Source organism: Pseudomonas alvandae, assembly GCF_019141525.1.
GTDB lineage: Bacteria > Pseudomonadota > Gammaproteobacteria > Pseudomonadales > Pseudomonadaceae > Aquipseudomonas > Aquipseudomonas alvandae.
In genome coordinates this window covers 460,830-474,635 of the sequence record NZ_CP077080.1, presented here as the reverse complement: position 1 = coordinate 474,635, position 13,806 = coordinate 460,830, and the positions used below count along the sequence as shown (strand labels likewise).

Annotated in this window: 12 protein-coding genes; 1 reads left to right on the top strand and 11 read right to left on the bottom strand. The window is 62.5% G+C overall.

Features of this window, described 5'->3' with window-relative positions; all coding sequences use genetic code 11:
* The first annotated feature begins 14 nt into the window (after window positions 1–14).
* Window positions 15–326: a DUF6916 family protein gene (locus tag KSS97_RS02065; protein WP_030137989.1), complete on the top strand. Its 312-nt coding sequence runs from the start codon at window positions 15–17 to the stop codon at window positions 324–326.
* Window positions 327–562: 236 nt separating this feature from the next.
* Here KSS97_RS02065 and KSS97_RS02060 read toward each other — a convergent pair whose 3' ends face one another.
* The 11 genes from KSS97_RS02060 to KSS97_RS02010 all read right to left on the bottom strand — a co-directional run bounded on the left by KSS97_RS02060 (window position 563) and on the right by KSS97_RS02010 (window position 13,799).
* Window positions 563–952, bottom strand: a complete 390-nt coding sequence (locus tag KSS97_RS02060; protein ID WP_217860936.1) for a hypothetical protein — start codon at window positions 950–952, stop codon at window positions 563–565.
* A complete protein-coding gene (locus KSS97_RS02055) occupies window positions 949–2,358 on the bottom strand; it encodes a PAAR domain-containing protein (protein WP_217860935.1) in 1,410 nt (469 codons plus the stop codon). The genes KSS97_RS02060 and KSS97_RS02055 overlap by 4 nt, the downstream gene beginning before the upstream one ends.
* On the bottom strand, window positions 2,355–2,888 hold the full coding sequence (locus KSS97_RS02050; RefSeq protein WP_217860933.1) for a hypothetical protein: 534 nt from the start codon (window positions 2,886–2,888) through the stop codon (window positions 2,355–2,357). Before KSS97_RS02050 ends, KSS97_RS02055 begins: the two co-directional genes overlap by 4 nt.
* 290 nt (window positions 2,889–3,178) lie before the next feature.
* Window positions 3,179–3,670 carry a GNAT family N-acetyltransferase gene (locus KSS97_RS02045; protein ID WP_030137993.1) on the bottom strand — a complete coding sequence of 164 codons (492 nt, stop codon included), beginning with the start codon at window positions 3,668–3,670 and terminating at the stop codon, window positions 3,179–3,181.
* A gap of 15 nt (window positions 3,671–3,685) precedes the next feature.
* On the bottom strand, window positions 3,686–5,782 hold the full coding sequence (locus KSS97_RS02040; RefSeq protein ID WP_217860931.1) for a site-2 protease family protein: 2,097 nt from the start codon (window positions 5,780–5,782) through the stop codon (window positions 3,686–3,688).
* A gap of 1 nt (window position 5,783) precedes the next feature.
* Complete coding sequence (locus KSS97_RS02035; RefSeq protein WP_217860929.1) at window positions 5,784–7,103, bottom strand: efflux RND transporter periplasmic adaptor subunit; 1,320 nt, start codon at window positions 7,101–7,103, stop codon at window positions 5,784–5,786.
* Window positions 7,100–7,876, bottom strand: coding sequence for an efflux RND transporter periplasmic adaptor subunit (locus KSS97_RS02030; protein WP_217860927.1), 777 nt, complete (start codon window positions 7,874–7,876; stop codon window positions 7,100–7,102). The genes KSS97_RS02035 and KSS97_RS02030 overlap by 4 nt, the downstream gene beginning before the upstream one ends.
* Before the next feature lie 362 nt (window positions 7,877–8,238).
* On the bottom strand, window positions 8,239–10,674 hold the full coding sequence (locus KSS97_RS02025) for a PEP-utilizing enzyme (RefSeq protein WP_217860925.1): 2,436 nt from the start codon (window positions 10,672–10,674) through the stop codon (window positions 8,239–8,241).
* Window positions 10,675–10,683: 9 nt separating this feature from the next.
* Window positions 10,684–12,126 carry a TIGR01777 family oxidoreductase gene (locus KSS97_RS02020; RefSeq protein ID WP_217860923.1) on the bottom strand — a complete coding sequence of 481 codons (1,443 nt, stop codon included), beginning with the start codon at window positions 12,124–12,126 and terminating at the stop codon, window positions 10,684–10,686.
* Complete coding sequence (locus KSS97_RS02015; protein WP_217860921.1) at window positions 12,119–12,607, bottom strand: cell division protein; 489 nt, start codon at window positions 12,605–12,607, stop codon at window positions 12,119–12,121. Before KSS97_RS02015 ends, KSS97_RS02020 begins: the two co-directional genes overlap by 8 nt.
* A gap of 325 nt (window positions 12,608–12,932) precedes the next feature.
* The gene (locus tag KSS97_RS02010; RefSeq protein WP_030138000.1) at window positions 12,933–13,799 is read right to left on the bottom strand and encodes an ABC transporter permease; all 867 of its coding nucleotides are present in this window, start codon (window positions 13,797–13,799) and stop codon (window positions 12,933–12,935) included.
* Between the last annotated feature and the right edge of the window lie 7 nt (window positions 13,800–13,806).

Here is a 13,806-nt window from a genome sequence, read left to right as displayed (position 1 = left end):
TTGGGAGCATCGATATGCTGCAACACGTTCATAGTCGCCATTTCCAACCACTGCTCGGCCAGACCAGCCACCTGACCTTGCCCGACGGCAGTTGCCTGCCCGTACGGATCGAAACCCTGGAAGAAGCACCCCGGGCGAAAATGCCCAGCAGCGAACGCATGCCGTTCAGCGTCGAATTCAACAGCCTGGAAAGCACCGACTTCGTCGATGGGCTCTGCGCGCTGGAAGTACCGGAATTGGGCAGGCTCGAAGGGGTGTTCGTATCACGGGTACCGCCGATGGGACGGGATCCGGGGGTGGGGTATTTTTATATTGCGTTTAATTGATGGGATTCAATAGAACTGTGGGAGCGCTTGGTCGCGGTAGCGATTTCCCATCCCACCCGGTCCCCGTGGCGAGGGAGCTTGCTCCCGCTGGCCTGCGAAGCAGGCCTCTGCCTTTCTTCAGACGGACCGTTTTGTCTGGTTTCGCGACTGCTTCGCAGCCGAGCGGGAGCAAGCTCCCTCGCCACGGGCCCACCGAACAGCAAATGTGTAGCACGGCCTTCTGTACTTTCATCGAGTTATCTGAACTTGACTAGCAGGGCTGCAACTATCATTCCGGTAAATGAGATGATCGTCATCGTCACCTTGATCATCAAAAGACGTTTCAAGTAAGGCGGGAAATTTTCGATATCGGCAGGGCTCACGTCCCCCATACGGATATATGCCCTTGGCCACACCACCATGCCGGCAATTGAAATGATCAATACACAGCCTCCAAACCAGCCTCGACCTCGCCATGCGGGGCCCCAAAGATATATGTATCGGCTGTTTTTTAAGGCATTCATCATGGCATCCAGATAACGACATTTCAGGTACAAACTGTATGCAATACTCACAACTCCAAGCAGTCCCCACCCTCCAGTAGCAATGATCGCAACCCAGGGAGGCCACGCGTCGATACTGCTCATGGTTGTGTAACCTCGTAGATTTTTCCCCCCATATATTCGCCAATTTCACCACCGTAAGTTGTCCCCACCCAGGCGCCAGTACCTATCAAGGCTGCGACACAGATAACACCTCCGATTCCCGTTGAAACGCCAAGCGCCAAACAAACTGGACCGCTTGCTAACTTGCCTATCTCTCCACCTGCCCAACCACCAGCCGCCGACAGGCCGAATTTACCCCCTTCAGTAAAACGTACCCGCTCACAAGCCTCCCCACCTCCTGCATCGCACACAGCCTGAACCGCCAGCACAGAAGACACCCCACCAATCCCAATACCAACATACCCACCCATCTGCATATATTTCGCAGCACGACTGGTCGCCTCCACATGCGTGGCATACCCCGGTATCTGCCCCGGCGCGCCAGCCTTGTTCCAATGATGAACCAGGCTGCGGCTCGAAATGCCAAGGGCGGTTTTCAACTTGGGATGGTCTCCCAGCGTCGTATGGCCGCGCAGGCGGGTGGAATTCAGCAAGTGAGCGTCCAACTGGGCGAGCAGGAGTTTGCGTTCGGTAAAGAATTGCGCTGATTTGAGATGCCCATGCTGGCGATAGCTGTCCTGGTGCAAGCGCTCCATGGCTTGCAGGGTGTCGCGCAGGCTCGCCAGGTGTTTTTCCATCACCACGGCGCTCACGCCCAGCCAGGTCGAGGTCTGGCCGGTGAAGCTGGCGATCTCGGACGCGTGGCGGTGCATGAAGTCAGCTTGTTCGGCCGTCAGGTCTTCGAGTGCGGCATTGACTGTTTCCGCCGCCGCCATCACCTGCGCTTCTTCGCGAGTGCATTGCAGGTTGTTCGGGTCGCTCAACACGATCATCGAACCGGCTTTGACCACATCGCGGTGAGGGTTCAACGCTCGGAATTTGCGCATCACCTGCGGGTCGGGCGCGGGGAACAGCGTGGCTTCCAGCGCTTCACGGCTCACGCTTTCAGGGACGACATAGAAGCCCGGTTCCTGGGGTTCAAGGCGGGTGGATGCTCCAAGCGGCAGCTGGCTTGAGGGGGCGAAGCTCGAATGACGCGGTGCAGCCGAGGCATAGGTCGCGGGCTGTGGAGCCGGTTGAGCGGCGCGGCTGGCTCGCGGGGGAGGGTTTTCGTTCCTGTAGCTGGCCGTGAATACGGAGGGGAGCAGTCGCGCGTTGCAGGGGCAGCCACTTTGGCTGTCCAGCGTACCGGCCATGAGCCTGCCACCGCTGATCATGTGGGTTATACCGCCGATGATCCGATACGTCTTGCCATCTTTGCCGCACGTTACCCGGTCGCCTTCACGGGCATGAAGGAGGCCGTCCAGACTGAAGCTCGCATCCCCGTCCAGAACCTTCCCACCACAGGTGGTTTCGTCTCCCAGTCCAATGTAATAACCCCGGTTCATTGGATGGCATCCTTCATCTCATCTGACCGCAGGCCGGTTCCCCGCACCTGTTCAATCGCGGGCAGGAAGTCATCCGCCATCGGCACGCCTTCACGGGCAATGAGCAACAGTGCGCCTTGTGGCGTATTGATGATTTCATCACCATTGCTCAGAACGCTACCTACCAGCGCAACATGGCTGTTGCCCTCGCCTGCGCCAGTGACGATCCGTGCAGTGCTCCCATCGGCATACACAACCTGGTCACCCTTGCACGCTGCGCGGGCCTGGCGTCCGTCCGCCAAAGGCAATTCCAGCGGTGCCGTACCTTGCTGGATTACCCCACCGTCGCGGGTCTGGCTGCCTTCGGTGGCGACTCGGTAAATGGCGATCGGTGGATGAGCCTGGGCGTACGCCTGTTGTTGGTTAACGCTCGCCAGCGCATGCTCGTCGAAACCGGCAAGTTGATGATCAGTAAAAGGTGAGTCGTCCAGACGACGGAGATATTCAGCGGATGCTTCGTTGGTATAGGCGAGTTGCAAGGATGCATGCATTTTTAAGGCTCCTACTCACGGGAAGTTGTCCGCTTGACCCCTGCCAAGCCGAACGAATTTCAGAGCCATGAATAAGACGTTGCATCACGGGCAAGCCGCAATCCCGAGAGGTGTGGATTTGGAATGATTAGGAAACGTCCTAGGCAAAAAACCGATTCTTCCTACGCTTCGGAGGGCTCCATCGCGGGTTGGCTCGGAAAGCGGGGTTCAGCGGCGCGGGTGTCATGGGTACACCGCCTTCGCGAGCAAGCCCGCTCCCACAGGGGTTCTTTAGCGTCCGCAAGATCGGGTCAGTTGCCTTTCGGATACCAGACCAACCGCTCCGCCGCGGGGTTGCGCTCTTGCACTTCGAAGCCCAGCGCCAGGTAGTGTCGGCGGGCGTGGGGGTTGCTGGCCCAGACCACCGTCGCCACCGGGCAGCGGATCTGTTGTGCGGCTTTCTGTACGCCTTGCAACACTGCCCGGCCATACCCTTGCCCACGGGCCTGGGGGACGAAAGCCAAGTAGAGGACACGGATTTCGTTAGGGCCGAAATCGGTGCTCAAGGCGCCGATGGCGGTGCCGAGCTTTTCCACGACGTAATGCATGGCGTTGGGGAAGTTGTCCCCCAGGCCCTGCTCCTGGATCTCGAACTGCTGGGCGATCACTTGCTGCACCTGCTCGGGATCGCCGTCGATCCATTGCAAGTCCGGCCGCGCCGCCTGATACAGGCCCTGCAGGAACGGACCATCGCTGACCCGCGATGGACGTACCACCAATCCTTCTGCCGCCACTGAGTCCATGCTCGCTCCCTGGATTTAGAACCCGCTTTCCCTGACGCCCAACGCCGCCAACCGACGCCAGGCCGCGCCCAATACCGACTCGCCCTTGCCCTGCAGCACCGCCACGCCACGCAGCGGCTGTACGGGGGCGGATGTGTCGTCCACCGCACTGAGCCGCACACCGTATTGCGCCTGCACCGGCTCGGCCCGTTGCTGCGAATCGCGGCGCACCGCGATCGGCCCGTGGTGGTCAGAGGTCAACGCCTGTTGCTCGACCCAGGCCACGCCGTTGGTGTCGATTTCGTTCAGTTGGATGGCAATCGAGGCGTGCATCGGATCGTCCGCAATAAACCGTCCGGTGGCACCAAGCGCGACCCGCCAGAGTTCGGCTTCGGTGAGGTAGCCGCGCAAGCGGGAGTCGGCTTGCACCACCCGCGCCAGCGGCTGCGTGGGCGATAACCAGCGCCCCACGGTCAGGTCCGCCAGCAGATCGCGCACCTGTCCGGCGTGGGGCGCACGCAACAGCAGGCGTTCACGCTGGGCAACCAGCCCTCGATAGTCGGCCACGGCTTCGGCCAGTTGCTGTTCGACAATGCCGGCATCGGCGGCGGTTTCACTGCGGCCGGCCTGACGGCGCATCTGCAGTTGCTGGATCTCGATTTCCCGACGGACGATCGCCAGGCGCGACGCCATGTCCGGCGATTCCAACTCGATCAATACGTCGCCCTGGGCCACGACCTGGCCGTCACGGACATTCACCTGCTTGACCCGCGCCGCCACTGGCGCATGCAAGGCGCTGGCGCGACCGGCCTCAAGCATCGCCGGCACTTCCACGGCACTGCGCCACGGCAACAGCAAGGCAAGTAGAACGACCAGCAGCACCAGACAGGTCAGCAACACGCGCGGGCCATGGGCCTGCTCGCGGCGGCTCCACCATTGCCGTCCTTCATTCACGATGGGCATAAAAATGAACCAGATCAATTCCACCAACATCAAGAAGATGCCCAGCACCTTGAAGAACAGGTGATAGACCGCCAGGGCAATACCGAAGAACAACGCCGCACGCCACAGCCAGGAACCATAGCCCCACACCAGCAAGCGCCGGCGCATTTTCGGTGACCAGGGTTCCGGGGCAGCAGCGCCATAACCGAACAAGGCTTCGCGCAAGCGCCAGCGACACAGGGCAAACGCACGGCCCTGGAGATTGTCCACAGCCCACAAATCGCTGAGCAGGAAGTAGCCGTCGAAGCGCATGAAAGGGTTCAGGTTGATGATCAGCGTGGTGATCCACGTGGCGCTGGCCAACATGAACGCTGCCGTGCGCGCCGGGCCGTCGGGCAACAGTGACCAGGCCAGCAATGCGATGCAGGCCAAGAGCAACTCCGCCAGCACGCCGCCCGCACCAATCAGCAACCGGGCCCGACGATCATTGACCCGCCAGGCGTCGCTAACATCGGTATAGAACATCGGCAGCAGCACCATGAACGCCACGCCCATGCTTTGCACGCGGCAGCCGGCACGCTTGGCCATGAACGCATGGCCGAATTCGTGACACAGCTTGGCAAAGAACAAGGCCACCCCGAACGCCAGCGCACCGCCGAGGCTGAACAGGTGGGGAAACGTCGCCAGGAACCGCTGCCAGTCCCTGGACACCAGGAAAATGCCCAGGCCCAGGGTCAGCGGTATCCCATAGCGCAGGACGCCGGGGCCGAACCGTCCCAGAAATGGCCAGGCACGATTGAGGAACGCATCCGGACGCCATAGCGGTATGCGGAAAAACAGGTATTGATGCAGCAGGATTTGCCACAGGCTCTGACGCTGGGAAGCGGTCTTGTATTGATAGCTGTCGCGTTGCTGCGGGTCCATCGCGCTGATCAGGTCATGGCCGCGCAAAAAACCCAGCAATTGCTCCAGCGATTCGCCATTGAGTGGCAGGCCCGGCTCGCAATTCGCCGCTCGCAGTACCTGCTCCGGATCGCCCAGGGACCAGTGCCGCAACATGCGCATCGCCGCCGCGCCCAGCTTGAAATAGCGTCCGCGTACCGGATCGGCCAGGGTCCATTGCGGCGAGCCATCCGGGTCGGGGGCGGCGGGCGACAATTGCAGGTCCGACCGCAGGCTCGGCAGGTCCACGCTACAGGCCTACGCTCTGGCGCAGACCCGCAAGCGGCCGCCGCAACAGATACAACGCCAACGGCGCGCGATCACCGAAGATTTTCGCCGTGCCGCGCAAGCCGATGCGCGGCGCCGTGGCTTCGAAACGTGCGTCCAATCGATAGGCCAACTGCCCGGCGGCGGTGGGCTGCGCTTCGTAGGCCGAACGCTCAAGCCGGGCCAGGTGTCGCTGCAACGGATCGCTGTCGAGAAACAATGCCACTTGCGCGCCTGGCTCCAACGCAATCGCGTCGCCCACCGCCAGCTCGATGCGCAGCTCGGCCTGGTTCGGATCGGCGATTTCCATCAGGCGTTCGCCGGTCTGCACGGGTTTGCCGAGCCAGCGCTCGGCATCGGCGAATACCGCGATGCCGTCACGTTCGGCGCGGACTTCGCTGCGCTTGAGCAGCTCGATGGCGTAGTTGCGCTCGGCACGTTTCTGTTCGACGCGAGCCGCCAGCAGGTCGATCTTCGAGCTGGATTCAGCATCGGCAAACGAGCGCTGGGAGTTGGCCTTGAGTTCCGCCTCGGCCACACCCAATGCCCGCTCGGCGACATCGGCCTGGGCCTTGAGGGTGGTGCTTTCGAAACGCAGCAACAGGTCGCCGTTCTTCACCGCCTGGTTGGGCTTGACCAGGAATTCGGCAATCACGCCATCCAACGGTGCCGCTACCACCTGCCCGCCCAGTGGCACCACTTCGGCCGGGGCCAACACGGATTGGCGCACTGGGATCAGCAACCCCAGCAGCAACACCGCCACCAGGGCGACCTGGCGCTTGCGCGTCCAACGCAGGCGCCACGGCTTGCGCGGTTGCAGCGCCAGCCAGGCATGGCTGTAGGTGTCGCCGAGTTGCGACAGCAGCACTTGCTCCGGCGGTGTCCATGGCAGGTCACGGGCCAGCCACAAGCCGCCAAACACTTGGCCTTGATGATCGATCAAGGGCAGCCAGAACACTTGCCCGGCCGACAGGCTTCGCCAATCCGCCTGGACCGGCTCACTCACCTCGCCAGGGGCAATGACCCGCGCCTTGTCCAGCGATCCCTTCTTGAACAACTGCGCGACGGCTTGTTCGACAAATGCCACGAACGGCGCGTTCGGCTCGATGGCGCTGACGCCGGTCACGGCCTGGACCTTGCCAGCGATCAACAACGCGGCATGACGAAAGCCGAACAACGCCTGGCCGTCGTTGACCAGGCTGTAGCTCAACTGCTCGGGCGTGCGCGCAGCCCTGGTCTGGCGTTCCAGATCGAGGAAACGGGCGAACACCTGCTCGGCGCTGCCCGTCACTGGCGCGTTCACTTCGACTCCGAGAAACGCGCCGTACCGCTCATGCCAGACAACAGACCGCTGGCATCCGGCACGCTCGCCACCAGCAGCAGCGTCTGGCTGCCCTCGTCGATGCGTGCGCCCAGGCGCTTGACCGTCGCTTGCAACGGCTTGCCGGTTTCATCGGGAACGAAGCTGAACGACTGGCCGGGCTTGAGCTTGCCCATCCAGCGCGAAGGAACCAACAGATGGATTTCCAGCGTGCGATTGTCCACGACGTCCAACAATGGCGCACCGGCCGCGACGCTTTCATAACGCTGGACCTTGCGCGCCACCACCTGCCCGTCAAACGGTGCGATGACGCTGCAGCGCTTGACCTGCACTTGATAAACCTGGGATTGCGCCTGCGCCTCGCTGAGACGGGCCTCGGCCCGCGACACCTCGAAACGTCCGACGGATTTCAGCGCCGCGAGCTGCCGATTGTGGGCCAGCTCTTCACCGGCGCCACGGCTGGCCGCCTGGGCCGCATTGAGCTGGGCCTGATAGGCCGAACAGTCGAAACGCGCCAGGGTGTCGCCCTTCTTGAACGACTCGCCCTCACTGAACGGCAACTCGACAATCCGCCCGGCCAACTCACTGGCCAGCACCGCCTGATCCCGCGCCCGCAGCACCCCTCGCGCCTCGTTGCCCGACGCACTGGCCGAAACGTTGCTCTCCAGCAACGGATCGTCGGACGCTGGCGTTTGCGCCTGCACCCCGCACGTTATAAAGGTCAATCCCACAACCCAACTGCATAAACGTCGCATGACCGTTACTCCCTGACGGATGGTCGGAGTCTACGACAGCGGTGGGGGGCGTCAAGGGGAGTAGTTGAGTGAAAAGAGAATACGCCCGGGGACATTCGCTGTGGCGAGGGGATTCATCCCCGCTGGACTGCGCAGCAGTCCCAAATCCTGACACCTCGGTATCTCAGGCAGACCGCATTTAAATTGCTTGGGGTTGCTGTGCAACCCAACGGGGATAAATCCCCTCGCCACAGGTTGAGTAACATCAGCGCTGATCGTTTTGACCTCACTGCCTCTTCATCTGGTTCCAGGGTTGAGAACAATCCCTGAGCCGAACATATCTCCCTCGCCACGGGTTCTGTGATCAACAAATATCGCGCTGTCTACTCCACCAACCTCAACTCCCCATCGCAATACACCACCTCACGCCCCAACCACCCCACATCCGCCTGAGGCAACACTGCCGAAGGCTTGCGCAGTTCACGCAGCAACGTCGAGCCATGGGACAGGCGTCCACCCATGCGCGCAATCACGGCGCGGGCGTTTTGGTAGTGGGCGTGGCGGCCAGGGTCCAGGGTGTCTTCCAGCAGGATGTCTTCGCCGAGAATGCCCCGGGTCTGGCCCGGGTAGATCAGGAATCCGCTCGCCTGTTCGGTGCCTTCACGACCGTCCTGCCAGAAGCTGCCGTCGCGGCTGCGGATGTCCGGGTGCGGTGCGAACCAATGCGTCCGGTCAGCGCCCGGCATGGCGTGGTGCAGGCGGAAAAAGATCCGCATCAGGTTATCGCGATACCATTCGCGCACCTGCAAATAATAGCCGCGCAACCCCGGCAGGCCTACACCGTGGGCCAGGCGAATCGCCACCGGCCATTGAGGAAAGGCCTGCAACGGCAGTTCGGTCGGCGCCGGGCGCGGTGTGGCCGGGTCGGTTTCCCACGGCAGCCGATGAGGGCTGTGTTCGAGATCGTCATAGGCGGTCGGCGGTCGTCCCAGCCAGTCCCCGCCGCTGCTGGCCAAGGCGCTGGCGATGCACAGGTTGCCCTGCACCACGAACACGTAGAAGCGGGTGAACCAATCGGCCAACTGTTGGCCGTCGGCACCTTGTCCGGTCAGCTCGTGCAGCTCTCGATCAAAACGTCGGAGGCCGTTTTCCAGCGTCAGCAAATGCCCTCGGGCGATGCGTTGCATGCGCAGGAACAACGGCAGCGAACGCAGCAGGCGCAGTGGCCGCCAGGGCAGGTGCGGTGTCGCGCCGCCGACCTCGCCGGCATAGCTGCTGGCGCTGACGCCCCAGTCAGCCAGCCGGGCGAGAAACAAATCATTATTGATGTACGAAGCGCCGCCAAACACCGCCGTAAAAGGCTCGTTGTCCTGCAGCACCCGCCGATCCCAACGCGCCATGATCGCCGGAATACTCGCCGCCGCACGGCGCTGCGCGTACTCCACCAGGACGCTGGGTCGGGGCGGCAGGATCTCGGCAATGTTGGCGGCAGTCAGGTGACGGCGCCAGCCGTAGTCGCTGATCGGGCGGTATTGCAACAGCCACAGCTGGGTCCCGTCCCAGGCCCATTCAACATCACCGGGCACGTAATGAAAGACCCGCAGCACGCCTTGCAGAAAGCGCCACAGCGCGTCAGCGGTCAGGCCGTGGGCAGGCTTGAACGTACCGCTGTTCCATGCTTCACCCAGGCGGGAAATCACTGCGCGCTCAGGGCTCACTTGGCCATCGGCCAACGACTCCAGATGCCCCTCGACCCACTCCAATTCAACAGACAAGTGACGCACGAACGCGATCCCGGACAACCGTGGCGTGATGAAACGCTGCACCACCACTTCCTCGACACCCGCCGCGCTCAACTCGGCAATGCGCGCCGGCACGTTGCACGTCGGTTCGCGCAGGAACGTGGTGCTCAAGCCAGCATTCGCCGCATCGGCCTGATCCTCGCCGTAACTGGAGGAACGCACGGCCCAGGTAGCATCCGGCTGGCCGTCCAGAAAGCCTGGCAAGCGCGGATCATCACAATGGTTGAGGGACAATGCCGCTGGCACCGGCTGTCCAGCCAACGCCGCGAGACGTAAGCGGCCACCCTTGGTATGCGCGACAAAACCACGCTCGCCGGACTCCAGCCACGCGGCGAATTCAGCGGGCGAGTCGATCCACGGATAATGGCCCCAACCGGCCTTCAAGCTGATCGTCAAATCGGCACGGGCCAGAATGGCCGACCAGGCCGCCGCTTGGGCGACGCCCAACACCTTGTCTTGATCACCCCAGACCAGCTCGACCGGGTCGCTGATCCATTCCAGCAACGGCAACGCGGTGTCGGCGCGCACCAGGTCCCAATGCGGCACAAAGGCCCGGCAGCGGGCATAGCCGGCGCCCATGCGCTGGTATTGCGCCGGCGTCCAGGTTTGGCTGGAAAATTTATGGGCAAACAACGTCGGCTTGTTCGCCAGCAGCCAGTGGATGGTCTTGCGAATCGGCAACGGCGACATCAACGCCGGCAACCGTCGCTGCCACAAAAACGCGCCCACCGGCGCCAACAAAACGCTGCGGCAAAAGTGCCCCGGCTGGCGTTGCAAGGCGTGCAGCACCAGCAAGGCGTTCACGCCGACCGCCATGATCGCGCTGCCCCGGACCGTCGCCGCCAGCAACGCCTGGGCATAGGCCGCCAGGTCTTCGCAGGGAGCCTGGGGGTTATTGCCAAAGCCGGGCAGTTCCAACGGCACCACGTCGTAGCGTTGAAAATGCGGCAACGCGTCATCCCACCAATCGGCGGCGCTGCCGTTGCCGGCCAGCAGGTACATCCGGGGCTTGCTCATGGATGTTCCTCAGGCCAGGTCGCGCAGGGCTGCGTCGAGCGTCGGGTAACGGAACGCATAGCCGGCCTCGACGAGACGGTCGGGCACCACGCGCTGTCCATCGAAAAACAGCTGGGCCATCTCGCCAGCCAAGGCACGCACTGGCGCGGCCGGAATATGGAACCACACCGGGCGCTTGAGCACCTTGCCGACGCTTTCGGCGAACAGCGCCTGGCTGACCGTTTCCGGCGCCACCAGGTTGTAGGTGCCGCTCAGGCTTTGATCAGCGAAGGCCCGGGCGATCACCTGGATGACATCGTCGCGGTGTACCCAACTCATGATTTGCTTGCCGTCGCCCATCCGCCCGCCGAACCCCAGGCGAAACGGAATCAGCAATGGCAGCAATGCACCGCCCGGCCCGAACACCACACCCAGGCGCAGCACCACCTGGCGCACGCCCAACTCGACGGCAGGCCGCGCGGAGGCTTCCCAGCGCGCGCAGAGCTCAGCCATGAAACCCTCGCCCTGGCTGGCACTTTCATCCAGGCTTTCACCGGCGTCACGCACGCCGTAAAAACCAATCGCCGAAGCCTGGACCCACAACGCCGGTTTGTGCCGCGCGTTTCTCAACCAGGCCATCAAGGCTTCGGTGGTATTGACCCGGCTGGCGATGAGCTGCGCCTGGCGCTTGGGACTCCAGCGCGGGCCGGCCACCGGTGCGCCTGCCAGGTTGATCACCACATCGAAGGTTTCATCATGCCCGAGCTTGCCCAACGAGCGCAGGCAACGGGCGCGACCGTCAAACAAATACGCCGCTTTCAACGGATCGCGAGCCAACACGCTGACCGTGTGCCCGGCGTCGAGCAGTTGATTGACCAATGTTTCGCCGATGAATCCAGTGCCGCCCGTGACCAGCACGCGCTTGTAGGCGCCACCGGCAAACGGATTGGCAGGCTTGCCCGCGCGTTGCATGCGCAAGGCCGCCAAGCCGTCGCGAATCCCCGAGGCCGTGACGCCGATGGCGAACAAGGTCAACAGCCAACCGCGCCAGCCGAGATCGATAGCGCTCAGCCCGGTTGGCAAACTCGCCCACTGCGCCAATTGCACGCCATACAACGCGAAGAACGCCCCGCCGTTGACCGCCAGCACCGTGTGCATGATGCGTTCGATAGGCGGCAGCTTGCGGCTGCGGTCCTCCACCACGAAGTCCCAGAGCGTCAGGCAAATCTCCAGGGCGAACAGCAGCGCGATGACTATCGCCCACGTCCCCTCGAAAGCCAGATGCGCAATGCCCAGGAACAGGATCCCGTAGAAGCACGAGCGCAAGGCGTGGATCGACAGCTCTAGCCGCGCACTGTGGCGATAGGGCAAGGCGACGGTGAGTTCGTGGTGATACAAGGTGTCCAGCGCACCGAGGATTGCCTGGGCGATCAGCAGGGCGATTGCCCAGTCCAGCGGTGAAAAATCAGCCATGGTTGGATTCACTCGGCGCGTTGTCAGGCAGGGAGGTTTGACGATCGTGGCGATATAGCCATAACAGCGGCGGCAATAAAACGAGCAAGGCAACGCTGTCGAACCACAGGTGCGACCAGACCCGCGCCTGGGCGGAAATCCACATGTCCTGGGGCGCCCACAGCAGGATGCCGACGATGAGCCAGCCCCAGGGCATGGCACTCTTCAATCGATTGCCGATGTGGACGAGGGCGAGCATGTACACCCCGTAGCTTTGCAACGTGGCGCCGAACAACGCCAGCCACCAGACCTGTTGCGCGCGGGCCGTAGCGGGCACTGAATCGGCGCCCCAGAAAGCGAGTTCGATGGTGTTCAGATAGTCATCGAGCAAGCCGGAATGACCGGCCCAGGTCAGCATGAGGCCGGCAAGCAGGTGCATCAGGGCCGCCGCGTACAACCAAACGACCAGGGCTTTGCGAAGGGGGTTGGGAGGGACTGGCATTCCGTGTCCTGAAGGCTTGCTTGGAGGCGGCAAGTCTAAAGGAAAAGGGAGGGGCTTTACTTGGCTAATTATGTTGAGGGTTTAACAAGCATTGCACCGCCCAGCCAGGCCACAGGCGCTTCTGTGGAGCTGCGTGAGCTGCGTGAGCTGCGTAGGAGCTGCCGAGTGCAACGAGGCTGCGATCTTTCCCCAGACACTTGAATCTCAAGCGAAAGATCAAAGATCAAAGATCAAAGATCAAAAGATCGCAGGCTTCGCCAGCTCCTACAGGGTCGAGCGGGAGCAAGCTCCCTCGCCACGGGTTCCAAGTGTTTTCAGGAATGGCTCAACGCTGCATCCCCCACCGCTTCACCGTCACCCGCTCCAGGCTGTCGAACACCAGGTTCTCCACCAACAGCCCGATCAGGATCACCACCGCTAACCCGGCAAACACCTTGTCGGTGTACAACTCATTACGATTCTGGAAGATGTACCAACCCAAGCCGCCCTTGCCACTGGTCGCGCCGAACACCAGTTCGGCAGCAATGAGGGTACGCCAGGCGAAGGCCCAGCCGATCTTCAGCCCTGCGAGGATCGACGGCAACGCCGCCGGAATCAGGATGAACAGCACAAAGCGCAGGCCCTTGAGCCCGTAGTTGCGCCCGGCCATGCGCAGCGTTTCCGACACGCCGAGAAAGCCCGCATACATGTTCAACGCCAGTGCCCAGAGCACCGAGTGCACGAGTACGAAAATCAGGCTGTTCTGCCCCAGGCCAAACCACAGCAGCGCCAACGGCAACAGGGCGATGGCCGGCAATGGGTTGAACATCGACGTCAACGTGCTGAGCAGGTCGCGGCCCAACTGCGTCGACACCGCCAGGGTGGTCAGGCCAAACGCCAGGATGATGCCCAGCAGATAACCCTTGAGCAGCACCACCAGGGAAATCCAGACCTTGCCCAACAGCTCGCCGCTGAACAAACCGTCGTACAACGCGTTGGCGGTCTGCAGGAAGCCCGGCAACAGCAGGTCATTGTTCTGGTAGCGCGCCACGCCCTCCCACAGCACCGCCAGCACTATCAGGATCAGACTTTTACGCAGCCAACCCTGCTGCCAGAGGCGCTGGCCCAGGGGCAATTCGCGCTCCAGCGGCACGTGGGTCAGGGGTTGCAGGTCGACTTCGTATTCTTCGCGCGCAGGCGATAATTGGCTCATGAACGGC

Coding starts and splice junctions, on each gene's coding strand:
- KSS97_RS02065 (WP_030137989.1), top strand. CDS start 15: ATGCTGCAACACGTTCATAGTCGCCATTTCCAACCACTGCTCGGCCAG.
- KSS97_RS02060 (WP_217860936.1), bottom strand. CDS start 952: ATGAGCAGTATCGACGCGTGGCCTCCCTGGGTTGCGATCATTGCTACT.
- KSS97_RS02055 (WP_217860935.1), bottom strand. CDS start 2,358: ATGAACCGGGGTTATTACATTGGACTGGGAGACGAAACCACCTGTGGT.
- KSS97_RS02050 (WP_217860933.1), bottom strand. CDS start 2,888: ATGCATGCATCCTTGCAACTCGCCTATACCAACGAAGCATCCGCTGAA.
- KSS97_RS02045 (WP_030137993.1), bottom strand. CDS start 3,670: ATGGACTCAGTGGCGGCAGAAGGATTGGTGGTACGTCCATCGCGGGTC.
- KSS97_RS02030 (WP_217860927.1), bottom strand. CDS start 7,876: ATGCGACGTTTATGCAGTTGGGTTGTGGGATTGACCTTTATAACGTGC.
- KSS97_RS02025 (WP_217860925.1), bottom strand. CDS start 10,674: ATGAGCAAGCCCCGGATGTACCTGCTGGCCGGCAACGGCAGCGCCGCC.
- KSS97_RS02020 (WP_217860923.1), bottom strand. CDS start 12,126: ATGGCTGATTTTTCACCGCTGGACTGGGCAATCGCCCTGCTGATCGCC.
- KSS97_RS02015 (WP_217860921.1), bottom strand. CDS start 12,607: ATGCCAGTCCCTCCCAACCCCCTTCGCAAAGCCCTGGTCGTTTGGTTG.
- KSS97_RS02010 (WP_030138000.1), bottom strand. CDS start 13,799: ATGAGCCAATTATCGCCTGCGCGCGAAGAATACGAAGTCGACCTGCAA.